19 protein-coding genes and 1 tRNA gene are annotated in these 21,031 nt (G+C 67.4%); 7 read left to right on the top strand and 13 right to left on the bottom strand.

All coding sequences use genetic code 11. The annotated features are described in order from the left end of the window. The first annotated feature begins 23 nt into the window (after positions 1 to 23). Positions 24 to 467: a SufE family protein gene (locus ABE454_RS09285; RefSeq protein ID WP_346531069.1), complete on the top strand. Its 444-nt coding sequence runs from the start codon at positions 24 to 26 to the stop codon at positions 465 to 467. A gap of 204 nt (positions 468 to 671) precedes the next feature. Here the strand turns inward: ABE454_RS09285 and ABE454_RS09280 are convergent, their stop codons facing one another. The 4 genes from ABE454_RS09280 to ABE454_RS09265 all read right to left on the bottom strand — a co-directional run bounded on the left by ABE454_RS09280 (position 672) and on the right by ABE454_RS09265 (position 3,782). Further along, on the bottom strand, positions 672 to 1,730 hold the full coding sequence (locus tag ABE454_RS09280; protein ID WP_346531068.1) for a linear amide C-N hydrolase: 1,059 nt from the start codon (positions 1,728 to 1,730) through the stop codon (positions 672 to 674). 38 nt (positions 1,731 to 1,768) lie between these two features. Next, positions 1,769 to 2,572 (bottom strand): hypothetical protein, encoded by an 804-nt coding sequence (locus tag ABE454_RS09275; RefSeq protein WP_346531067.1) that lies wholly within the window; start codon positions 2,570 to 2,572, stop codon positions 1,769 to 1,771. Positions 2,573 to 2,697: 125 nt separating this feature from the next. Further along, positions 2,698 to 3,414, bottom strand: a complete 717-nt coding sequence (locus ABE454_RS09270) for a DUF6456 domain-containing protein (protein WP_346531066.1) — start codon at positions 3,412 to 3,414, stop codon at positions 2,698 to 2,700. Further along, on the bottom strand, positions 3,411 to 3,782 hold the full coding sequence (locus tag ABE454_RS09265) for a chromosomal replication initiator DnaA (protein WP_346531065.1): 372 nt from the start codon (positions 3,780 to 3,782) through the stop codon (positions 3,411 to 3,413). Before ABE454_RS09265 ends, ABE454_RS09270 begins: the two co-directional genes overlap by 4 nt. Positions 3,783 to 4,155: 373 nt before the next feature. Here ABE454_RS09265 and ctrA point away from each other — a divergent pair, with 373 nt between their 5' ends. From ctrA to ABE454_RS09245, 4 genes are all read left to right on the top strand, one after another. Further along, positions 4,156 to 4,857 carry a response regulator transcription factor CtrA gene (gene ctrA, locus ABE454_RS09260; protein ID WP_003165857.1) on the top strand — a complete coding sequence of 234 codons (702 nt, stop codon included), beginning with the start codon at positions 4,156 to 4,158 and terminating at the stop codon, positions 4,855 to 4,857. Positions 4,858 to 5,344: 487 nt separating this feature from the next. Beyond that, positions 5,345 to 8,035 (top strand): pyruvate, phosphate dikinase, encoded by a 2,691-nt coding sequence (ppdK, locus tag ABE454_RS09255; RefSeq protein WP_346531063.1) that lies wholly within the window; start codon positions 5,345 to 5,347, stop codon positions 8,033 to 8,035. A 395-nt stretch (positions 8,036 to 8,430) separates the two neighbouring features. Beyond that, a complete protein-coding gene (locus ABE454_RS09250) occupies positions 8,431 to 8,964 on the top strand; it encodes a porin family protein (RefSeq protein WP_346531062.1) in 534 nt (177 codons plus the stop codon). A gap of 214 nt (positions 8,965 to 9,178) precedes the next feature. Continuing rightward, positions 9,179 to 9,706, top strand: a complete 528-nt coding sequence (locus ABE454_RS09245; RefSeq protein WP_346531061.1) for a porin family protein — start codon at positions 9,179 to 9,181, stop codon at positions 9,704 to 9,706. A 98-nt stretch (positions 9,707 to 9,804) separates the two neighbouring features. On the opposite strand, the gene ABE454_RS09240 is transcribed toward ABE454_RS09245, so the two are convergent. The 9 genes from ABE454_RS09240 to ABE454_RS09200 form a co-directional block, all read right to left on the bottom strand. After that, on the bottom strand, positions 9,805 to 10,077 hold the full coding sequence (locus ABE454_RS09240) for a hypothetical protein (RefSeq protein ID WP_346531059.1): 273 nt from the start codon (positions 10,075 to 10,077) through the stop codon (positions 9,805 to 9,807). 102 nt (positions 10,078 to 10,179) lie between these two features. Continuing rightward, positions 10,180 to 11,325, bottom strand: coding sequence for a beta-ketoacyl-ACP synthase III (locus ABE454_RS09235; RefSeq protein WP_346531057.1), 1,146 nt, complete (start codon positions 11,323 to 11,325; stop codon positions 10,180 to 10,182). Between the two features lie 149 nt (positions 11,326 to 11,474). Continuing rightward, entirely contained in the window at positions 11,475 to 13,538 is a 2,064-nt protein-coding gene (locus ABE454_RS09230) for a capsular polysaccharide biosynthesis protein (RefSeq protein WP_346531055.1), read from the bottom strand. Positions 13,539 to 13,652: 114 nt separating this feature from the next. Beyond that, complete coding sequence (locus ABE454_RS09225) at positions 13,653 to 14,534, bottom strand: HpcH/HpaI aldolase/citrate lyase family protein (RefSeq protein ID WP_346531054.1); 882 nt, start codon at positions 14,532 to 14,534, stop codon at positions 13,653 to 13,655. Beyond that, complete coding sequence (locus tag ABE454_RS09220) at positions 14,534 to 15,211, bottom strand: SDR family NAD(P)-dependent oxidoreductase (protein ID WP_346531053.1); 678 nt, start codon at positions 15,209 to 15,211, stop codon at positions 14,534 to 14,536. The genes ABE454_RS09225 and ABE454_RS09220 overlap by 1 nt, the downstream gene beginning before the upstream one ends. A 78-nt stretch (positions 15,212 to 15,289) precedes the next feature. Further along, the gene (locus ABE454_RS09215) at positions 15,290 to 16,183 is read right to left on the bottom strand and encodes an ROK family protein (protein WP_346531052.1); all 894 of its coding nucleotides are present in this window, start codon (positions 16,181 to 16,183) and stop codon (positions 15,290 to 15,292) included. 264 nt (positions 16,184 to 16,447) lie between these two features. Further along, positions 16,448 to 16,945 carry a GAF domain-containing protein gene (locus ABE454_RS09210; protein WP_346531051.1) on the bottom strand — a complete coding sequence of 166 codons (498 nt, stop codon included), beginning with the start codon at positions 16,943 to 16,945 and terminating at the stop codon, positions 16,448 to 16,450. 21 nt (positions 16,946 to 16,966) lie between these two features. Further along, on the bottom strand, positions 16,967 to 17,722 hold the full coding sequence (locus tag ABE454_RS09205; protein ID WP_346531050.1) for a hypothetical protein: 756 nt from the start codon (positions 17,720 to 17,722) through the stop codon (positions 16,967 to 16,969). A gap of 30 nt (positions 17,723 to 17,752) precedes the next feature. Continuing rightward, positions 17,753 to 17,828: transfer RNA gene (locus tag ABE454_RS09200), tRNA-Ile, on the bottom strand. 213 nt (positions 17,829 to 18,041) lie between these two features. Here ABE454_RS09200 and ABE454_RS09195 point away from each other — a divergent pair. Further along, entirely contained in the window at positions 18,042 to 18,800 is a 759-nt protein-coding gene (locus ABE454_RS09195) for an SIMPL domain-containing protein (RefSeq protein ID WP_346531049.1), read from the top strand. A gap of 328 nt (positions 18,801 to 19,128) precedes the next feature. Then, the gene (sppA, locus tag ABE454_RS09190) at positions 19,129 to 20,928 is read left to right on the top strand and encodes a signal peptide peptidase SppA (protein ID WP_346531048.1); all 1,800 of its coding nucleotides are present in this window, start codon (positions 19,129 to 19,131) and stop codon (positions 20,926 to 20,928) included. Positions 20,929 to 21,031 lie beyond the last annotated feature (103 nt).

Here is a 21,031-nt window from a genome sequence, read left to right as displayed (position 1 = left end):
TGCGGGGGCCTATGTCGCCCGCCATGACCGCAGCGCACGCCATCCCCGACCGCTCCATCGACGAGACACTGGCCGAACTGGTCGAGGAATTCGACCTGCTGGGCGACTGGGAAGGCCGGATCGAATACGTCATCGATCTGGGCAAGGACCTGCCGCCCCTGCCGGAACCGGCGCGGATCGAGGCGAACAAGGTGCCGGGCTGCGCCGCTCAGGTGTGGCTGTCCCTGCGGCCCGAGGGCGGGCGGCTGTTCTTCGACGCCGACAGCGACAGCGCCCTGTCGAAGGGCAATATCGCCCTGTTGCTGCGGCTCTATTCGGGGCGTCTGCCGGATGAGATTCTGGCGTTCGACGCCAAGGCCGCTCTGGATCGGCTGGGCCTGCCCTCGGCCCTGACGCGCCAGCGCGCCAACGGTTTGAACAGCATGGTCGGCCGCATCCGCGAGGCCGCCGCGCTGGCCGCAGGCTGACGCGAGAAAAGAACGGCACGCCTCTCCCTCCCCGTCCCGGGGAGGGTGGCTGAGCCTGAAAGGCGAGGCCGGGTGGGGGCGGCCAGGCTATTCACGCACCGTTGCGCGGACTGCAAGGCTGGATCCTCGGGTCAAGCCCTCCCCACCCGGTCGCTATCGCGACCACCCTCCCCGGGACGGGGAGGGAGAGGCGCTGCGTTCGGCCTATTCCTGCGGGCCCAGGAAGGGGAAGGCCCGCGCGTTGGTGAATTTGGCGGTGGCGTCGCCGGCGTGGGTGTTGATCTGGTTTTCGCCCAGCTCCAGCCGCTTGACCGGGGCGCGCGCCGAGAAGTCGATCTTCTTCAGGTCCACCCAGAAGGTGTTCGGCGTCAGGGCCGACTCGAAGAAGTACAGCTTGCGCTTGTGATCCACGACCGTCCGCCAGCGGGTCGAGGAGATGTTCGGCTGGTCCGGGGTCGAAATGCCGAACGGCACCGAGACGTTGCGGATCACGCTGAACACGCTGGCCACGGCCATGTTCTGATCTTCGAACTTGGGAATGGCGTTGGCGTAGAAGGAGGCCCGCGCATAGCGGTCGGCCGCCCGGTTGGTGCCCGGCAGCATGACCGTGCCGCCGATGCCCTGCCAATAGGTGTTCAGCGCCAGCTGCTGGTCGAAGGTCGGCGAGTTGGTCATCACCTGATAGTCGCGGCTGTGGTGCACGACCAGCTTGCCGTCGATGTATTCGAAGATGGCGCTGTCGCCGCTGCTGTCCGACAGGGACAGGTGCAGGGTGGTCAGGCGTTCCTGACCCGGGACATTGTCGCTGACCAGAACGAAGGGCTCGTCGCGCAGACCTTCGACGGCCTCGGCCACGGTGGCGTAGTTGTCCAGCGCGTACTGCGCCCAGGCGGCGATGCTGAGGGCGGGCTTGTTCGGGTCATAGGTCGGGTATTGCGACTCGACCAGCCACAGGACGTTGGCGACCAGACCCATTTCGTTCACGCCGTCGACGGTCGAGATGTCATAGCCGCTGGCGATGACGCTGCCGTATTTGGACGTCCAGGTCAGGGAGTTGGGACCGCCGGACCCGTCCCGCGCCATGCCGCGCGGAAAGATCCAGAGGTTGGTCATGATCTCGTCCTTCCAGTCCATCGACCGGGCCGTGATCACCGCGCCGTCGTGGCCGTGGTAGACAAGGCGCGTGCACGCCTCGGCCGCCGGAACGGCCATCATGAAGGCGGCGGCCAGGGCGGCGACGCCCTTCTTCATTCCGTTACGCATGTCGTCTCCTTGGGATGGGGGGATCGTCAGGAAAGGGATCAGTAGGTCAGCGACAGGCCCAGCACCGGGCCGTGGCGCGTCACCTTCCAGTCGAAGCGCTGGCCAGTGAAGTCGTCCTGCTCATAGTTCTGGTGCAGCAGGCGATAACCGGCGTTGATCGAGACGGCGCCCCCCGCCAGCGGCGTGCGGTATGATGCCAGCGCCTGCCACGACAGGCTGTGGCGATCGTCGTCGCCCAGACCCCCGGCCTCGGCCTGGGCGCGCAGGGTCCAGTGTTCGGAGACATCGCCCTCGACCCGCAGGCCCAGCAGCAGGTCGGTCCATTCGGCGCCCTTCTGCGTGGCGCCCAGCGGCGTGTTCAGATCGGCGCGCAGCTTGCTCCAGCGGGCGCCGACCAGCGGCTCGACGCGGAAGCTGCGGGCGTCGCCGAAGGCGGTGCTGCCGCCCAGCGGATCGTCCACCATGCGATAGAGGACGCCCGCCGAAACCGTGGTCGAACGGGTGCCCAGCTCGGCCGGGACGCCCATCAGGGACACGCCCTCATTGGTTCGGGAATACTGATAGTCGACGAAACCGGCCCAGCGGCCGCGACGCACCTCGATGTCGCCCATGACGACGCTTTCCAGCTGGTCGAAGGCGTCCGAGGCGGACACGTCCACCGGCGCCTTGTGGCCCGCCATGGTGATGTTGCCGTCCAGCGAGGTCGCCCAGACATAGGGGCTGACCGTGACGCTCCACTTGTCGTCGGCGCTGGTCTGGGCGGTCGCGGCGCCGGCGAAGGCGGCGATCAGGGCGGCGGGCGCCAGAGCAGAAAGAAGCGAGGCGGGGCGGAGGAACGTCATGCAGATATACTCTCGTCGGCCTTGGAGGGTCGTCTTTGACATAGGTCAGCCATACTTAAGTAATCGTGGATCAGAAACCTGACGGCGCGCTTTTTCGGCCGGGGCGCAACCGTCCGGCCGCCCCCTCACATCAGGCCATAGTGTTCGGCCAGCGCCTGAAGTCCCTGTTTCAAGAGGGTCTTGCCCTGTCGGCGGCGTAGGCACAGCGCCTGTTCGGCCAGTTGCAGCGAGGTGCCGTGGATGCAGACCTGTTCGACCATGGCGCGCAGGCGCGGACCACAGGCGTCCAGCGCCGCCTTGACCCGCGCAGAGGCCGACAGGGCGCGGTCGCCCGGCTCGACCCGCGCCGCGCCGCCGCCTGAGTCCGTGCGCGGCAGGGCGTCCCAGCGCATGGTCAGCGACGGACCGGCGGCCGCGATCTCGGCCTCGGCGCGCAGGCGCTCGCCCGCCGCGACCTCGGCCGGGGTCAGCCACGGGCGGCCCGACTGGTCCTTGCGCCGGGCCAGCCACAGAACCGGGCTCTCGCCCAGATTGGCGCGGCGGGTGGTCAGGCGGCCGTCGGCCTCCATCACCGCGCGCTCGCCGTCGATGACGCCGGGGCGGCCGGGCGGGAGCGCAGAGGGAGCATGGTCGTTGGCCGCGCGGGGCAGCCAGCCGCCGCCCTGACGCCGCTTCAGCCCGGGCTGTTCGATCACGGCGCGGAAGACGGCCTCGTCCAGCGTCAGCACCACCCGGCTGCGCCGGTCGCCGCCGAGGCGCAAGGTGTAGGCGCCGCCCGCCTGATCCAGCCAGGCGCCGGGTCGTTGCAGCAGACTGCGCGCACGTTCCAGCTGGCGGCTCATCGGCGGGCTCCGGTCTCGGGCGCCAGATCGACCAGCGGCAGTTCCATCACCGCCCGCAGCGACCCCTCCAGCCCGTCCATCAGCACGTCGTAGTCGGGCCGGTCGCGCTCATCCTCGGCCCAGCGGCAGGCGGCGCCCGCCGTCGCCCGGTTCAGGCCGAAGGCGTGGGCCACCCGCTCCAGCGGCCAGCCATAGGAGACGTGCGCCACATACATGGCCGACCAGCGCGCCCGACAGGCCCGCGGCCGCACCCGCTCGCGCCGGGTCATTTCGGCGATGGGCACGCCCAGCGCCAGGGCCGCCAGCGCCAGGGCGGCGTCCGCCCGGATGCGGTCGCCCTCCGTCACCGGCACGCGATAGGGTTCCATGATATGCGCTTCCTCCCGTTAATCCTGTGGATGTCGCCATCATGACGTTGTTCGGCGACCGGGTTAGGAATGTTGTCCTATCAAACGTCAGAAACGGTCGCTTCCCCAGGCCGGGACCGGCATTGATCCGGCCACATATGCACGGCGCCTGTGGAAGACGCGTCAGGGGTCAACAGGGGAATGAGAGGGCGCCGCCGCAGAAATTAACGAATCCTTGACTCGGGACTCTGGACGGCGATTCGCAAATCAGCTTAGGCGTTCCATATCGGGATGCGTTAACCCTTCTTAAGGTTTTGGCCCGTTAACGTTGGAACAAGGTTACCCGGCCGTTTTTCAAACGCGGCCATCCCAAGCTTTGCCTGGAGGGGCATGAATGCGCGTCCTGTTGATCGAAGATGACCACGCGACGGCCCAAAGCATCGAACTGATGCTCAAGTCGGAAGGCTTCAACGTCTATACGACCGATCTGGGTGAGGAAGGCATCGATCTGGGCAAGATCTATGACTACGACCTCATTCTGCTGGACCTGAACCTGCCGGACATGAGCGGGCTTGAGGTTCTGCGCCAGCTGCGCAACGGCAAGATCAACACCCCGGTGATGATCCTCTCGGGCAGCCATGAGATCGACACCAAGGTCAAGACCTTCGGCGGCGGCGCCGACGACTATCTGACCAAGCCCTTCCACAAGGACGAGCTGATCGCGCGCACCCACGCCGTGGTCCGTCGCTCCAAGGGCCACGCCCAGGCCATCATCCACACCGGCGAGATCGCGGTGAACCTGGACGCCAAGACGGTCGAGGTGAACGGCCACCGCGTGCATCTGACCGGCAAGGAATATCAGATGCTGGAGCTGCTCTCCCTGCGTAAGGGCACGACCCTGACCAAGGAAATGTTCCTGAACCACCTGTACGGCGGCATGGACGAGCCGGAACTGAAGATCATCGACGTCTTCATCTGCAAGCTGCGCAAGAAGCTGGCGACGGCCGCCGGCGGCAAGCACTACATCGAAACCGTCTGGGGCCGCGGCTATGTCTTGCGCGACCCCGCCGAGGGCGCGATCACCGTCGCCGCCTGAAAAGATCCGTCCTGAGCCTCCACTCAGGGCTGTCGGAAAAAACGCCCGTCGGGAAACCGGCGGGCGTTTTTCTTTGGCCAGACTGGCCGTGTGCGCGGGCGCGCCCCCTTCAACCGCTCCTCCCGGCGGACGCCGGGATCCAGTGCTTTGGCTTCAGGCTCCGGGCTCCACTGTCAGGCCTCAGCTTGGCTTACTCACTGGGTCCCGGCGTCCGCCGGGATGAGCGGAGATGAAAAGGGCAAGACCCGCATCTGATTAAGGAGCGGGCATTTTCCTTCGCCCGCTCCGGGGTTTGGGCGGCGGTTGGGCGGGCAGGGGGCGCAAATCGATACATCCTCTCACGGATTGTTACGCCTGCGGCCTCGCCTTCGCAGGTGCAGCGCGCTAGTGAAAGCCCGCATCGGGCGGGACTCAGCAGGCCCCGCGCGCTTCCACATTCATGCGGGCGTCAAAGCCTGCAGACAGACCACGGTTCAGGAACTGCGAAATGACCAAGTGGGTGTATGGCTTCGGCGGCGGGTCCGCTGACGGCGACGCGTCGATGAAGAACCTTCTCGGCGGCAAGGGCGCGAACCTGGCCGAGATGTCGTCCCTCGGCCTGCCGGTGCCCCCCGGCTTCACCATCACCACCGAGGTCTGCACCTGGTATTACGCCAATCAGGAAACCTATCCGACCGACCTGACCGATCAGGTCAAGGCGGCCCTTGCCCACGTCGAGGGCGTGGTGGGCAAGACCTTCGGCGACGCGGCCAACCCCCTGCTGGTGTCGGTGCGCTCGGGCGCCCGCGCCTCCATGCCGGGCATGATGGACACCGTCCTGAACCTGGGCCTGAACGACCAGACGGTCGAGGGGCTGGCCAAGCTGTCGGGCGACCGCCGCTTCGCCTTCGATTCCTATCGCCGCTTCATCACCATGTATTCCAACGTGGTGCTGGGTCTGGGCCACGACTATTTTGAAGAGGTGCTGGACGACCATAAGGATCGTCTGGGCGTCTCGGTCGACACCGAACTGACCGCCGAGAACTGGGAGAAGGTGGTCGCGGACTATAAGGCTCTGGTCGAGCGTGAACTGGGCCAGCCCTTCCCGCAGGACCCGCAGGCCCAGCTGTGGGGCGCGGTCGGCGCCGTGTTCGAAAGCTGGATGAACGACCGGGCGAAATTCTATCGCCGCATGCACGACATTCCCGAAAGCTGGGGTACGGCCGTCAACGTCCAGTCGATGGTGTTCGGCAATATGGGCGAGACGAGCGCCACGGGCGTCGCCTTCACCCGCAACCCCTCGACCGGCGAGAACAAGCTGTACGGCGAGTTCCTGATCAACGCTCAGGGCGAGGACGTGGTGGCGGGCATCCGCACGCCGCAGTCCCTGACCAAGGCGGGCCGCGAGGAGATGGGCGAGACGGCGCCTTCGATGGAAGAGGCCATGCCCGAGGTTTTCACCCAGTTCGTCGACGTGGTGGGGCGGCTGGAAAGCCACTACCGCGACATGCAGGACATCGAGTTCACGGTCGAGCAGGGCCGTCTGTGGATGCTGCAGACCCGCAACGGCAAGCGCACGGCCAAGTCGGCGCTGAAGATCGCCGTGGATCTGGCCTCTGAAGGCGTTATCTCTCAGGACGAGGCGGTCAGCCGCGTCGAACCGGCGGCGCTGGACCAACTGCTGCACCCGACGCTGGACCCCAAGGCGGCGCGCACTGTCGTCGCGGCGGGCCTGCCCGCCTCGCCGGGCGCGGCGACCGGCAAGATCGTCTTCGACGCCGATGAGGCCGAGCGTCTGGGTCAGAATGGCGACGCCGTCATCCTGGTCCGCGACGAGACCAGCCCCGAGGACATCCACGGCATGCACGCGGCGCGCGGCATCGTCACGGCGCGCGGCGGCATGACCAGCCACGCGGCGGTGGTGGCGCGCGGCATGGGGCGCCCCTGCGTCTCGGGCGCGGGCGAAATCTCGATCGACGAGAAGGCCGGAACCTTCACCGCGCGCGGCCGTACCTTCAAGGCGGGCGAGGTCATCACCATCGACGGCGGCAAGGGCGAGGTGCTGGACGGCGCCGTGGCCATGATCGAGCCGGAACTGACGGGCGACTTCCAGACCCTGATGGGCTGGGCCGACGGCATCCGCCGCCTGAAGGTCCGCGCCAACGCTGAAACCCCGTTGGACGCCAAGACCGCGCGCGGCTTCGGGGCCGAGGGCATCGGCCTGTCGCGCACCGAGCACATGTTCTTCGACGACGCTCGCATCGCCGCCGTGCGCGAGATGATCCTGGCCGACGACGAGGCGGGCCGCCGCGTGGCCCTGGCCAAGATCGCCCCGTTCCAGAAGGCCGACTTCGTCGAGCTGTTTACCATCATGAGCGGCCTGCCGGTGACGGTCCGCCTGCTGGATCCGCCGCTGCACGAGTTCATCCCGCACACCGACACCGACATCGACGCCCTGGCGACGACGCAGGGGCTGGACGCGGCCAAGCTGAAGCGCCGCGCCCGCGAACTGCACGAAACCAACCCGATGCTGGGCCACCGGGGCTGCCGTCTGGGCGTGGCCTATCCGGAAATCTATGAGATGCAGGTCCGCGCCATCCTTGAGGCGGCGCTGCAGGTCAAGGCCGCCACCGGCGTCGCCCCGATCCCGGAGATCATGCACCCGCTGGTCGCCCTTGGGCTGGAGATGAAGTATCTGCGCGAACTGACCGACCGCACGGCCAAAGCCGTCTTTGCGGACGCCGGGGACAGCGTGGAATATCTGGTCGGCACCATGGTCGAACTGCCGCGCGCCGCCCTGCGCGCCGCCGATCTGGCCGAACACGCCGAGTTCTTCAGCTTCGGCACCAACGACCTGACCCAAACGACCTTCGGCATCAGCCGCGACGATTCCGGCCACTTCCTGCAGGCCTATCTGGACAAGGGCATCTTCGAGAACGACCCCTTCGTCCGTCTGGACCAGAGCGGCGTGGGCGACCTGATCCGCATCGCCGAGGAACGCGGCCGCGGCGCCAAGCCGGGCATGAAGATGGGCATCTGCGGCGAGCACGGCGGCGACCCCTCGTCGATCGCCTTCTGCGAAGAGGTCGGGCTGGATTACGTCTCCTGCTCGCCCTACCGCGTGCCGATCGCGCGCCTCGCGGCGGCGCAGGCGGCGCTGGCCGCCCGCTCCGGCGAAGAACGCGAAAAAGACCGCTGAGGCTCAACCTTTCCCTCCCCGTCCCGGGGAGGGTGGTTACGAAGCAACCGGGTGGGGAGGGCCAGGTGATCGGCCCTCGGCGCTTGATCAGCCTTGCCGCCCCCACCCGACTTCGCCCTGTCGGGCTCAGCCACCCTCCCCGGGACGGGGAGGGTGAGGCGGGCGCGCTTCTTTCCTGCCCTTCGCCGTCCCTCACGAAATGACGGCCAAGAAATCATCCGCCTTTTTCATGTCATGGAATAGTCATTCTTGACGGAACGCGGTGTGTGCTTCCGCTCGCACAGTCATTGAAAGCTTCATCAAGCACAGGGAACGCCGCTTCGCGCCCATGCTTTGTTTCTCCGCAAGGTGGTCAGGCCTGTCCTGTTCATCGCAACAAGGAGTGAGTGAAGCTCATGCGTAAAGTTATTCTCGCCGCCGCCGCCCTTTCTGCTTTCGCCCTGCCGGCTGCGGCGCAGGTGATGCAGCCGGGCGGCCCGACCTATTACGGCACGCTCGGTTATTCGCAGCTGGACCATTCCGATGGCGACCTGGGCGCGATCACCGGCCGTCTGGGCGCCAGGTTCAATCCCTACCTCGGCGTCGAGGGCGAAGGCTCGATCGGCGTTCGCGATGACAAATTCACCATCGCCGGGGCCAAGGGCAAGATCGAGCACGACTATGATCTGGCCGCCTATGTGGTCGGCACGGTGCCGGTGACGCCGAACTTCGAACTGTTCGCGCGCGGCGGTTACGGCACCACCCGCATGAAGGCTGAACTGGCCGGCGTCGAGCGCAAGGCTGACGGCGAAAGCTGGAACTATGGCGCGGGCGCCAACTATTTCTTCGACGCCCAGAACGGCCTGCGCGGCGACTGGACCCGCCGTGAGTTCCGCGACGATGCAGGCAAGGTCGACGTCTATTCGGTGAACTACGTCCGCCGCTTCTGATCCGGAAACGGACGAAAGCCTGTCAGGGCGCGCTCCTGTGGGGCGCGCCCTTCTTTACTGAGGCGTTCATGTAACAGTGTGTGTGGATTTTCCGCAACATTCATGATGGTTCCGCATCTGACCTATGGAACGCACAGGCAGTCGTCGCCATTTATCCCTGTGTCAGATGGGGCATGTGACCAAAGAAGTCACATCATCCAAGGAGTTTGAAATAATGCGTAACGTTCTTCTCGCCGCCGCCGCTATGTCTGTTCTGGCTGCACCGGCCTTTGCTCAATCGAATCCTGAATCGCGTGGCTATGGCTCGCTGGGCTATACTCATATGGAGGGCGACGCCGCCCAGACCGGCGCCGTCAGCGGCCGCCTTGGCGTCAACCTGAACCGCTATTTCGCGCTGGAAACCGAAGTCGGTGTCGGCGTGAAGAACAAGGACATCACCGTCGGCGGCGTCGACGGCAAGATCAAGCATGAGTGGGACGCCGCCGGTTACGTCGTCGGCAAATACCCGGTCGGCGACAAGCTGGAGCTGTTCGCTCGCGGCGGCTACGGCCACACCGAGCTGAAGCAGGACCTGGTCAACGCCAACACCAAGGTCGGCGGCGACAGCTGGAACTATGGCGTCGGCGCCAACTACTACCTGGACGGCGTCAACGGCGTGCGCGCCGACTGGACCCGCCGCGACTTCCGCGACGATCGCGGCGAAGCTGACGCCTACTCGCTCAGCTACATCCGCCGCTTCTAAGGCGTCGCGACCTCAGGGTCTGGCGCCCTGAAACGACGAAGGCCCGCTCTGGCGACAGAGCGGGCCTTTTCGTTGGCTGTCCTGCCGTCAGGGCTGGATCAGGCCGGTTCCGCCTTCAGCGCCCAGCGCATCGAGCCTTCGCCGAAGGGGCGGAAGAAGAAGTCGCGATAACGCTCGAACACCTCGATGACGCGGGTCTTCAGGTCCTGCGTCACGGACTCGCCGCGCTGGCGTTTCAGGGCGGCGACGCAGTCGACCACGATATCCTGATGGGCCGCGCCGCCCATGCGTTGCAGCACCGTGGCCACGTCGTGCGCCAGCGGATCTTTCAGCTTTTCAGCCCAGGGCGATGTGAAGTCTGTCTGAATCATGCGGGCATATCCTCCCCCTGGTTCCCGACAAGGCGATACGATTTGCAAAAAAACGCGAACAGTGCAAGGGGGTCCCGGAACAAAGGTATGCATTAACCTTTTTCAGGCGCGTTTGCGGACAAAAACCGTTCCCGCTGAATAACCTGCACCGAAACTGCAGATCAGACCAGCCTCTCCGGGCGCGAACCCGTCATGGTGCAGGTGGAAGGCGATGATCGAGCCGGCCGAGGACGTGTTGGCGTAATCGTCCAGGATGATGACGTTCTCTTCGGGCGCCGGTTCGCGGTCCAGCACCTTGCGCGCGATCAGGGTGTTCATGTTGATGTTGGCCTGGTGCAGCCACAGCCGCTTCAGCCCGTGGGTGTCCAGCTTCAGCTCGGCGGCGTGGTCCAGGATCATGGTCGAGACCATCGGCACCACCTCCTTGAACACCTTGCGGCCATGCTGGACGAACATCTTGTCGGTCAGGCCGTCCGACGACACCGGCTCATGCCCGTCGGTAGGCAGGGCGGCGCGGTTCAGGAAGCCGAAATTGTTGCGGATGTTGTTGGAGAAGCTGGTCTGCAGCTTCGTGCCCAGAATATCCCAGCCGCCGGGCCCGGCCTGATCCTCGGCCTCGATGATGACGGCGGTGGCGACGTCGCCGAAGATGAAGTGGCTGTCGCGATCCTTGAAGTTCAGGTGCGCCGAGCAGATTTCCGGGTTCACCATCAGCACGGCCTTGACCGAGCCGGAGGCCACGAAGTCCGCCGCCGTCTTGATGCCGAAGGTGGCCGAGCTGCACGCCACGTTCATGTCGAAGGCGAAGCCCTCGATCCCCAGCGCCTGCTGCACCTCGATGGCCATGGCGGGGTAGGGGCGCTGCATGTTCGACGCGGCGCAGATGACGGCGCCGATCTCGCTGACCGGCTTGCCCCAGGCCCGGATGGCGTCCTCGGCGGCTTTCACCGCCATTTCGGCCAGGATGGACAGTTCGTCGTCGCCGCGCGCCGCCAGGTGCGGCAGCATCCGCTCGGGGTCGAGAATGCCCGACTTGTCCATGACATAGCGCGCCTTGATGCCCGAGGCCTTTTCGATGAAGGCTTCGGACGAGGGCGTCTTGGCCTCGACCTCTCCGGCGGCGATGGCCGCGGCGTTGGCGGCGTTCCAGCTCTCCGCCCAGGCGTTGTAGGCGCCGACCAGCTCCTCGTTCGAGATCGACTGTTCCGGCGTGAACAGGCTGGTGGCGGAGATGACGGCTTTTTGCACTGTATAGTTCCCTAACGCTCGGCGCGCGGCGCCTCGCTGCATGAGGGAACAGGGAGTCCCCGGCGCTCGACAAGCCTTATGTCAGCGCCTCGCGGCGAAGTTCGGGCGCCTCGCGAGCCGGACTCGGTCCGTAGCGATGACGAACGCCCTCAATAGGCCGGGGGAAGGCTGCGGTCGAGACTGGCCTTTATGCCGCGCCACCACCGATTGATGCGGCCGCGCGGCGGGGCGGGCAGGGGATGGTCGCGCGCGGCGATCAGGGCCTCGACCAGATCCTCGGCCTCGCACGGCCAGCCATCCGGCGTGACATAGACCGGATAGCCGATCAGGGCGGCGTGGATCAGGCTTTGCAGACTGGCGCGACGGGTGCGGCGATCAAACGCCAGCCGGTCGTCGGTCAGGCCCCATCCGGCATAGAAGGGACGGCCATAGACGCTGACCGGCTTGCCCCGCATCAGGGCCTCGAATCCGGTCAGGGAAGTCAGGGTCGCCAGCCGGTCGCAGGCGTTCAGGCAGTCCACGATGTCCAGATCGTCGGCCGAGGCGTCGACCTCCTCCATCGCCGCATGGTCCAGCAGGCCGGGCCGGTTGCCCGCCGTCACGTCCGGGTGGTTGCGATAGATGAGGAAGGCATCCGGATGATCCGCCCGCGCCGCCTTCACCAGGCCGGAGTTGGTGCGCAAGTCTGGCCCGCAGCCCATCAGGATCGAGCGGTCGTTCTCCACCTGACCGACGACCAGCAGGATCGGCCTGTCGGTCTGCCAGTGCGCCGGGACGCCCGCCCCCTTCAGATTGTATTTCGACAGGCCCGCCTCGACCACGCGGGCGCGCAGGGCTTCCGCCCGCGCGGCCTGATCCGGCGAAGGCTCGCCCGCCTCGATCAGGCTTTCCAGACGGCTGGGCCGGGTCGGATCGTAGTAGACGCCCTGATCGTCCAGCGCGACCGACAGGGCGCCGAAGAAGTCGGACCCCAGCCCGCGCGAGCGGATGAAGCCGTCCTCCATGCGCACGACCGGCCCCTCGAAGGCGTCGGCGGCGGCGCGGATCTGCGGCGTCTCCTTGCCGGCCCACCAGATCAGTCTGCCGCCCGTAGCCCGTGCATGGGCGACGGCGGCGGATGAGCGCCAGAAGTAGCGGACGCGGCCCTTGGGCGAGTTCAGCAGGCGGCGCACCGGCGGCCGCTTGGCCGGGGCGAAGCCGACGGCGGCCCAGTCGCCCGCCAGCCGGTCGGCGCGGTCGCGCAGGGCGATCAGCCGTTCCAGCGCCTGTTCCGCCTCGCATCGCTGGCCGGTGACGGGATCGACATAGCGGGTGTAGGCGATCAGCGCCGCCGCCGCGACCTGCTCCAGATCACGCAGGGCGCCGCGCCGGCCGGTCTGGACGGCGTCCGTCGTCAGCCCCCAGCCCGAATAGAAGGGGGCGCCGAAGCAACGTACCGGCAGGCCGCGCAGCAGGGCCTCGAACCCCAGCGCCGAGGTCACGACATAGACCGCATCCACCGCCGCCAGCAGATCGGCGGGCCGCACGTCGGTGTCGATCAGGGTGACGCCCTGAAGCTGGTCCGCCGGGATGCAGCCCTGCTTGCGCCCTGCGGCCACGGCGGGGTGGCGTTTGACGATCAGCTGGGCGTCCGGCTCGTCGCGCCGGGCGGTGGCCAGCATGTCGGAGAAGCTCTGCTCGCTGGCCAGTCCATAGCCGATGGAGGCGTCGCCCAAGGTCTGGTCCACGATCAGCACCCGGCGGCCGGGCTTCAGCAGGGCGGCGTCGAGCGGCCCGCCCATATTGGTCTTGGACACGCCGGAGGCGACGATGCGGTCGATCAGACCGCGCGCGCGGGCCTTCATGGCGGCGTCGCACCAGTCTGGGGCGGTCTGGATCAGTTGCTCCAGCCGACTGGGCCGGGTGGCGTCGTAATAGACGCCCAGATCATCGACGATCAGGCTCAGGCTGGTCGCCCCGCTCTCGCCGATCCCGACCGAGCGCAGGAAGCCGTCCTCCAGCGCGATGTAGGGTTTGCCGTGCTTGGCCGCCCAGCGTCGCCCGGCTTCCGCCGTCGGCTTCATGCCCCAGCCGAGGACGGCCTCGATCGACGATCCCGGCAGGGCGGACAGGTCGTAATCGGGCAGGAAGGCGGACAGGAACGGCACCTTCAGCACCCCCGGCGCACAGACCCAGGCGCGGATTTTCGACAGGGGCGGAAGCGGTGCGGTCATGAGGGTTGTCTAAGGTCTGCGGTGACAAGGCGCCACCCCCACGACCGCTCATCCCGGCGGAGGCCGGGACCCAGTGCTTTGGCTTCAAACGCACAGGTTTGATCCAGCGCCCCCTTATGGCTGGATGCGGAGCGCGTTGCTCTCACTGGGTCCCGGCCTCCGCCGGGATGAGCGGATAGTGAGGTCGGCCAGAAGCGTTTCGGCTGCGTGCAGATGCAGCCGCTCCACCATCTCGCCCTCGACGCGGATGACGCCCAGACTGGCAGCTTCGGGCGCGGCGAAGGCGGCCACGACCTTGCGCGCCCATTCGATCTCGGCGGGAGACGGGCCGAAGGCGGCGTTGGCTCCCTCGATTTGCGAGGGATGGATCAGGCTTTTGCCGTCGAAGCCGTACAGCCGCCCCTGCGCGCACTCGGCGGCGAAACCGGCCTCGTCCTTGATGCGGTTGAACACGCCGTCGATGGCGCTCAAACTGTTGGCGCGGGCATGGGCCACGACGGCCGCCAGCCACGGTTTCAGCGGTTCGCGATCCGGCGCGGGGCCGGTCTTCAGATCCTTGGCCAGATCGTTGACGCCCAGCATCAGGCCGCTCAGCGCGCCGTCCGCCCCGGCGATGTCGCCAAGCTCCACCAAGGCGCGCGGCGTCTCGATCATGGCCCACAGATCGACGCCGGGGCGCAGCGCCGCCGACAGGGCTTGGACCATGGCCGCGCTCTCGACCTTGGGCGCGACGATCAGGTCGACGGGGGCGCTCTTCAGGGCCTTCAGGTCGTCGGCGCCCCACGGCGTGTCCAGACCGTTGATCCGCACGCCGAGACGCGGGCCGAAGCCGCCCTCATGCGCCGCCGCGACGGCGGCTGCGCGGGCCTCGGCCTTCATTTCGGGCGCGACGGCGTCTTCCAGATCAAGCACCGCCACGTCGCAGGGCAGGGTGCGGGCCTTCTCGACGGCTCGCGCGTTCGAGGCGGGCAGGTAGAGGACGCTGCGCGCGCGCATCAGACCTTGCCCGTGACGGGGATCAGGGCGCCGGTCACCGCCCGCGCCTCGGGCGAGGCCAGGAACAGGATGACGGCGGCCAGATCGGCGGGCGCGACCCATTTCGACGGATCGGCGTCCGGCATGTCGGCGCGGTTGGCCGCCGTGTCGATGATGGAGGGCAGGACGGCGTTGACTGTCACCGAAGTCGACTTCAGTTCCTCGGCCAGGGCCTCGGTCAGGCGGTGGACCCCGGCCTTGGACGCGGCGTAGGCGCCCATGCCGTGCCCGGCCTTGATCGCCCCATTGGCGCCGATGTTGACGATGCGGCCTTCGCTTGAAGCTTTCAGATGGGGCAGGGCGGCGCGGCTGGCGTTCAGCGTCGTCTTGACGTTGAGGGCGTGCATCCGGTCGAATTCGTCGCCGTCGCCTTCGACGGGGCTCCACACGAAGCCGCCCGCGATGTTCAGCAGGGCGTCCAGACGGCCGAAATGGGCGGCCACGGCCTCGATTGCGGCCTTGGCCTGAGCAGGGTCGGTCAGGTCGACGCCGTTGATCTCGAAGACATGGGGGTTCGGCTGGAGCGGCGGAGTGCGGCCGATGACGGCGACCGACAGGCCGCGCACCTGCGCCGCCTCGACGACCGCCCGGCCAAGGGCGCCGTATCCGCCGGTGATCGCGACGACTCTCTGGCTCATGCTTCCTGCTCCTGTCGGTTCGGCGCGGACCATAGCGGGGCGTGCGGCCCAATCAATCGGAGATCAGGCAATCGGGGATCAGGCGTCCCACAGTCGCGCGGCGCCGCGCACGCCCGAGGAATCGCCCCACTTCGCCGGGACGATCCGCCCGTCCCAGTGGTCGGAGAAGACATGGCGGGCCACGACGGCGGGCAGGCGGTCGTAAAGCTCGCCCACGTTCGACATCCCGCCGCCCAGCACGAAGACCTCCGGGTCGGCCAGATTGATCACCATGGCCAGTCCGCGCCCAAGCCGGTCGATGTAGCGGTCCAACGCGGCGGCGGACTGCGCGTCGCCCGCGCGGGCGGTGTCCACGATGGCCTGCGCCTTCCACGCCCGGCCGGTCGCGGCTTCATGATCGCGCTGGAAGCCGGTGCCGGAAATCCATGTCTCCAGACAGCCGTTCAGACCGCACCAGCAGGCGGGGCCGGGCGCTTCCTCCGCCGAGGGCCAGGGCAGGGAGATGTGGCCGACCTCGGCGGCGACGGCGTGCGCCCCCTCTACGAGCGTGCCGTCGATGACCAGTCCGCCGCCGCAGCCGGTGCCCAGGATGACGCCGAACAGGCTCGCCGCGCCCGCGCCTGCGCCGTCGGCGGCCTCGGACAGGGCCAGACAGTTGGCGTCATTGGCCAGCCGCACCGGGCGGTTCAGCGCAGCCTGCAGATCCTCGGCTAGAGGGCGGTCGTTCAGATAGGTGGAGTTGGCGTTGCGGATCAGGCCGGTGCGCGGCGAGGGCGAGCCGGGAATGGCCAGACCGACCGATTGCGCGGTGCCGACCTCGGCCTCGACCCGCCAGATCAGGTCGGCGACGAGGTTGATGGCGGCGTCATAGGTTCCGGGGTTGGGCTGACGAATGCGCGCGGCGAAGGCCCCGGACGCATCCAGCGCCGCCGCCTCGATCTTGGTGCCGCCGAAGTCGATTCCGATCCGCATGAAGGGGAGGTAGCACGGGTGCAGGCAGGCGTCGTGTCGGAACCCTCTCCCGATGGGAGAGGGCTTGAGCCTCCAAGAGCCGGAGGCGATTGGCGAAGGCGAAAGGGTGAGGGTTCACGGGTGAAGTCGGCCGTAGGCCGTAGCTGGCCATCGATGCGACGGCTTACGCCGACTGATGGGACAAGCCCCTCACCCTTTCGCGCAAGAACGATCGCTGCGCTCTCGTGCGCTCAAGCCCTCTCCCGCCGGGAGAGGGGAAGGGCTTCACCCTGCGCCGAACACCCTGCTCATCAGCCGTTCCAGCGCCGCCGCGTCCACGGCGTCGAAGGCGGCCTTTTCGGTCGCGTCCACGTCCAGCACCGCGATCAACTCGCCTGCCGCGTCCAGCACCGGGACCACGATCTCGCTGGCCGAGCGGCTGTCGCAGGCGATGTGGCCGGGGAAGGCGTGGACGTCTTCAACCACCTGAGTCTGGCGCGTCTTCGCCGCCGCGCCGCAGACGCCGCGCCCGAACGGAATGCGCAGACAGCCCAGCGTGCCCTGATACGGGCCGACGACCAGTTCATCGCCCTTGTCCGCATCCACGACGTAGAAGCCGGTCCAGAAGAAGGCGGGGAAGGCGTCCGCCAGCATCGAGGCGACGGTGGCCATGCGCGCCGTCAGGTTCGGCTCGCCGTCCAGCACGGCCAGAATCTCGGCCTCGACCTCGACATAGCGTTCGGCCTTGTCGGCGGGGCGGTCGTCACGGGCGACATAGGACATCAGGCGAAGCTCAACGCAGTCTCAAGGAACAGTATAGTCGCCGCAGTCAGGCAGGGGCGCGTCGGGAACATAGGCGCTCAATGCCGGATCGAAAGTGAAGACGCGCTGCACGCTGCATTCGGCGTCGATCGCCTTGACCAGATCCTTCGGCTTCAGCGGCGGGTTGGCCAGCGAGTCCTCATTGCGCGACACCCGGCCGGGGAAGGTGGTCGCGGTCGAGGCATAGGTCAGGCGCGGCGGAAAGGCGTCGCCGTCAGTCTTCAGTTCGGCCTCGAACTCATATTCATCGTGGCAGGCGCCGGCGCGCTGTTTCATGTCTTCTTCGCCGAAGCAGGCGCGGATCATCAGCGAACCGGACAGGGGGACGCTCAGGATTTCCTGCGGCGTCTGGCCGGGGATGAAGCGGACCAACGTCCGATGGGACGACATGCCGCCGCCCCCCGAATACATGGCCTGAAGCTCCATGTCGGCGCCGAGGATGATCTCGTCGCTTCCGGCGCGGCGCAGGATGGCGCCGGGCTTCCAGAAGCCTTCGGAGACTTCGCTTTCAATGCTGCGGGACGCCACGGGCGCCCGGCCGCTGGGCAGGCCGTCATACAGGCGCAGCACCAACTGTTCGTCGGTTTCACTCGCCTCGATCAGGGCGCACCAGCGGCGATCGGCGGTGCAGGCGGGGATGGCCTCGCCCTGAGCCGCCGCCGGAACCGGCTCCAGCGTCTCGAAGTCGGGCGAGGGGGCGGCGACGGCCAGAAGGGCGGCGAGCAGCAGGGCGGGCATGGAGCGTCCTTGAACAGCGGCGTTCGTATGTGGTGGGCGTGGAGGGACTCGAACCCCCAACCAGACCGTTATGAGCGGTCGGCTCTAACCATTGAGCTACACGCCCCCGGGCGGCTGATCACGCGCCGCGAAGCACTACAGAAGCCTGTGCCTAGCAGGCGTCGCCGCTGCTGCAAAGCCGCCTTGCGCCTGTCACGCTTTTCACGCGGATGAACGGAACCTGCACGGGGGTATTTTGCGTTTGTTCAGCTTGAAACGGCTAAGTTCGGTCGTGGCTGGCGAACGCGCCTGCTGGAATGAATTCGACGGAGACCTCCCCATGACCCGCACCGCACGCGCCCTGATGTTGGGCACGGCCCTGATGACCTTGGCGGCGCCGGCCGTCGCATCTGCTCAATCCCAGCCCGGCGGCGCTTCTCCGATGCAGGTGCACGCCATGGCCCAACAACCCGCCTTGAACCTGTCGGCTTATGGCGAGGTCAAGGTCGCGCCGGATCAGGCGACAATCAACTTCGGCGTGGTGACCGACGCCGCGACGGCGCAGGAGGCCATGGCTCAGAACGCCCAGCAGATGACCCGCGTCATCGCCGCCCTGCGCCGCGCCGGGATCGCCGAGCGCGACATCCAGACCTCGGGTCTGAACCTGTCGGCGCAATACGACTATCAGCAGAACGAATCGCCCAAGCTGCGCGGCTATCAGGCCTCGAACCGCGTCACCGTGGTCATCAACGATCTGACCAAGGTCGGCACGACCGCCGACGCCGTGGTCGGCGCGGGCGTCAACCAGATCGACGGCATCAGCTTCGGCCTGAAGGACGCCAAGGCGGCTGAGGATCAGGCCCGCGTGCTGGCCGTGCGCGCCCTGCAGGACAAGGCGCGTCTGTACGCTCAAGCGATGGGCGTGCAGTTGGGGCAGGTGCGCTCTCTGACCGAGGGCGGCGGCTATGTGCCTGATGTGCGTCCGCCGATGATGTACGCCCGCGCCGCCTCGATGGACGCCGGCGCCTCGACCCCGGTTTCGGCAGGGGAGCTGTCGGTGCGTATCGACATCAGCGGGACGTACGATATCGGGCGGTGATTAAAGCGATCCTCTCCCGATGGGAGAGGGATTGAGCGCACGGCGGCGGAGCCGTCGTTCTGGCGCGAAAGGGTGAGGGGCTTGTCCTGTCAGTCGGCGTGAGCCGTCGCATTGATGGTCAGCCACGACCTTCGGTCGACTTCAACCGCGAACCCTCACCCTTTCGCCTTAGCCAATCGCCTTCGGCTCCTGGAGGCTCAAGCCCTCTCCCACCGGGAGAGGGTTTTTTGATTTGGTTCATTACCGTCCGTTCATTTGACGCGGCGGGCGGGGGCTTTATCCTCGCGCTCGGCCGCCTCTGGCCGCGATCCTGGACGCACGCCTTCCCATGAAGCAGTTCTTCCTCACCATGCTGGGCGTTTTCGCCGGGCTTGTGGCCTTCTTCGTCGTGTTGCCGGTGGTGGCGCTGATCTTCTTCGCCATGGCGGCCGGCGCGTCCAAGCCTTCGACCCCCGCCCATACGGTGCTGGAGCTGGACCTGCGCAGCGGGCTGACGGACCAGACGCCGACCAACCCCTTTGCGGCCTTCGGCAGCCCCAGCCTTTCGGTGATTCAGGTCGTGGACGTGCTGGCTCAGGCGGCGGCCGACGACAACGTCAAGGTTCTGCTGGTGCGCGCGCCCGAAGCCGGCATGACGCCCGCCTCGGCTGATGAAGTGCGTCAGGCGATCGCCCGCTTCCGCGCTTCGGGCAAGACGGTGATCGCGCACAGCCAGGGCTTCATGCCCGTGGGCGCGGTGATGTCCAGCTATATGGTCGCCTCCAGCGCCGATCAGCTGTGGCTGCAGAACACGGCCAACTTCCAGGCCGTGGGTCTGGCGGCGGACAGCGTCTTCCTGGGCCGCGCCTTCCAGAAGTATGGCGTCAAGGCCGACTTCGAACAGCGCTATGAATACAAGAACGCCGTCAACGAATATACGCAGAGCGACTTCACCGCCCCGCACCGCGAGGCCATGCTGGCCTGGATGGGTTCGATCCACGACAGCGCCATCGCCAACATCGCCCGCGACCGCAAGACCACGCCCGAGGCCCTGAAGACCGTCATCGAAGCCGGTCCCTATTCGGCCGATCAGGCCCTGTCGCTGAAGCTGGTCGACAAGATCGGTCAGGTCGAGGAAGCCGAAAACGCCGCCAAGGAAAAGGCGGGCAAGGACGCCAAGATCGTCAAGTTCGGCGAATACGCCTCGATGAAGGGGACGCGCACGACCTCGGGCTCGGGCTCGGCCAAGTCGGCCATCGCCATCGTCGGCGGCGAGGGCGCCATCATGACCGGTCGCGGCGCCAATGACTCGCCCTTCGGCGGCGGCGCCATGATCCGTTCAGACGACACGGCGCGCGCCATCTACGCCGCCATCGAGGACAAGGACGTCAAGGCCATCGTCTTCCGCGTCTCGTCGCCGGGCGGCTCGCCGGAGGCATCCGAGCAAGTGCTGGCCGCCGTGCGCGCGGCCAAGGCGGCGGGCAAGCCGGTGGTTGTGTCGATGGGCGCCTATGCCGCGTCGGGCGGCTACTGGATCAGTTCGGAGGCCGACTGGATCGTGGCCCAGCCCTCGACCCTGACCGGCTCGATCGGCGTCTTCGGCGGCAAGTTCGTGCTGGCTGATGCGCTGGGCCGTTTCGGCGTCGACATGCGCGGCCTGTCGGTCGGCGGCGACTACGCTGACGCCTTCTCGCCGGTGCAAGGCTTCGATCAGGGCCAGCGCGCGGCCTTCGCCGCCTCGATGGACCGCATCTACGAAGAGTTCGTCGCCCGCGTCGCCAAGGGCCGCAAGCTGCCGGTCGAGCGCGTGCGCGAGATCGCCAAGGGCCGCGTCTGGACCGGCGCCCAGGCCCACGGCCTGGGTCTGGTCGATCAGCTGGGCGGTCTGGAAGAGGCCGTGGCCAAGGCGCGCCAGCTGGCCAAGATCCCGTCGTCCGACGTGGTCCGCTTCAAGCGCTTCCCGCAGCCGCAGACGCCGTGGGAAGCGCTGGCGACCGCCTTCGGCGCCTCGGGACAGGCGGCCGAGGCCATGGTCAAGGTCGGTCAGGTGATGGGCGATCCGGCCGCGCAGGCCATGCTGAACCGGGTCGAGACGGACCGGATGCGCAGCGGTGGGGCGGTGGTTCTGGCGGACCAGCCCGCCTTCTGAGGCGCGTCCCGATCAGCAAAAGTGACTGGTGCGTGATGTCGCAGTCCATTGACCGTTCATGTTGATGGGCCGACATTGTCGCTTCAGGCGTTCATCAGGACGC

This window comes from Brevundimonas diminuta (genome assembly GCF_039673845.1).
GTDB lineage: Bacteria > Pseudomonadota > Alphaproteobacteria > Caulobacterales > Caulobacteraceae > Brevundimonas > Brevundimonas diminuta_E.
The sequence above is the reverse complement of the archived record's forward strand: the minus strand, read 5'-3'. Positions and strand labels throughout refer to the sequence as shown.

Excerpts from the sequence above, each read along its gene's own strand:
- ABE454_RS09285 (WP_346531069.1), top strand. The coding sequence starts at position 24 with ATGACCGCAGCGCACGCCATCCCCGACCGCTCCATCGACGAGACACTG.
- ABE454_RS09280 (WP_346531068.1), bottom strand. The coding sequence starts at position 1,730 with ATGCGTAACGGAATGAAGAAGGGCGTCGCCGCCCTGGCCGCCGCCTTC.
- ABE454_RS09275 (WP_346531067.1), bottom strand. The coding sequence starts at position 2,572 with ATGACGTTCCTCCGCCCCGCCTCGCTTCTTTCTGCTCTGGCGCCCGCC.
- ABE454_RS09270 (WP_346531066.1), bottom strand. The coding sequence starts at position 3,414 with ATGAGCCGCCAGCTGGAACGTGCGCGCAGTCTGCTGCAACGACCCGGC.
- ABE454_RS09265 (WP_346531065.1), bottom strand. The coding sequence starts at position 3,782 with ATGGAACCCTATCGCGTGCCGGTGACGGAGGGCGACCGCATCCGGGCG.
- ctrA (WP_003165857.1), top strand. The coding sequence starts at position 4,156 with ATGCGCGTCCTGTTGATCGAAGATGACCACGCGACGGCCCAAAGCATC.
- ppdK (WP_346531063.1), top strand. The coding sequence starts at position 5,345 with ATGACCAAGTGGGTGTATGGCTTCGGCGGCGGGTCCGCTGACGGCGAC.
- ABE454_RS09250 (WP_346531062.1), top strand. The coding sequence starts at position 8,431 with ATGCGTAAAGTTATTCTCGCCGCCGCCGCCCTTTCTGCTTTCGCCCTG.
- ABE454_RS09245 (WP_346531061.1), top strand. The coding sequence starts at position 9,179 with ATGCGTAACGTTCTTCTCGCCGCCGCCGCTATGTCTGTTCTGGCTGCA.
- ABE454_RS09240 (WP_346531059.1), bottom strand. The coding sequence starts at position 10,077 with ATGATTCAGACAGACTTCACATCGCCCTGGGCTGAAAAGCTGAAAGAT.
- ABE454_RS09230 (WP_346531055.1), bottom strand. The coding sequence starts at position 13,538 with ATGACCGCACCGCTTCCGCCCCTGTCGAAAATCCGCGCCTGGGTCTGT.
- ABE454_RS09225 (WP_346531054.1), bottom strand. The coding sequence starts at position 14,534 with ATGCGCGCGCGCAGCGTCCTCTACCTGCCCGCCTCGAACGCGCGAGCC.
- ABE454_RS09220 (WP_346531053.1), bottom strand. The coding sequence starts at position 15,211 with ATGAGCCAGAGAGTCGTCGCGATCACCGGCGGATACGGCGCCCTTGGC.
- ABE454_RS09215 (WP_346531052.1), bottom strand. The coding sequence starts at position 16,183 with ATGCGGATCGGAATCGACTTCGGCGGCACCAAGATCGAGGCGGCGGCG.
- ABE454_RS09210 (WP_346531051.1), bottom strand. The coding sequence starts at position 16,945 with ATGTCCTATGTCGCCCGTGACGACCGCCCCGCCGACAAGGCCGAACGC.
- ABE454_RS09205 (WP_346531050.1), bottom strand. The coding sequence starts at position 17,722 with ATGCCCGCCCTGCTGCTCGCCGCCCTTCTGGCCGTCGCCGCCCCCTCG.
- ABE454_RS09195 (WP_346531049.1), top strand. The coding sequence starts at position 18,042 with ATGACCCGCACCGCACGCGCCCTGATGTTGGGCACGGCCCTGATGACC.
- sppA (WP_346531048.1), top strand. The coding sequence starts at position 19,129 with ATGAAGCAGTTCTTCCTCACCATGCTGGGCGTTTTCGCCGGGCTTGTG.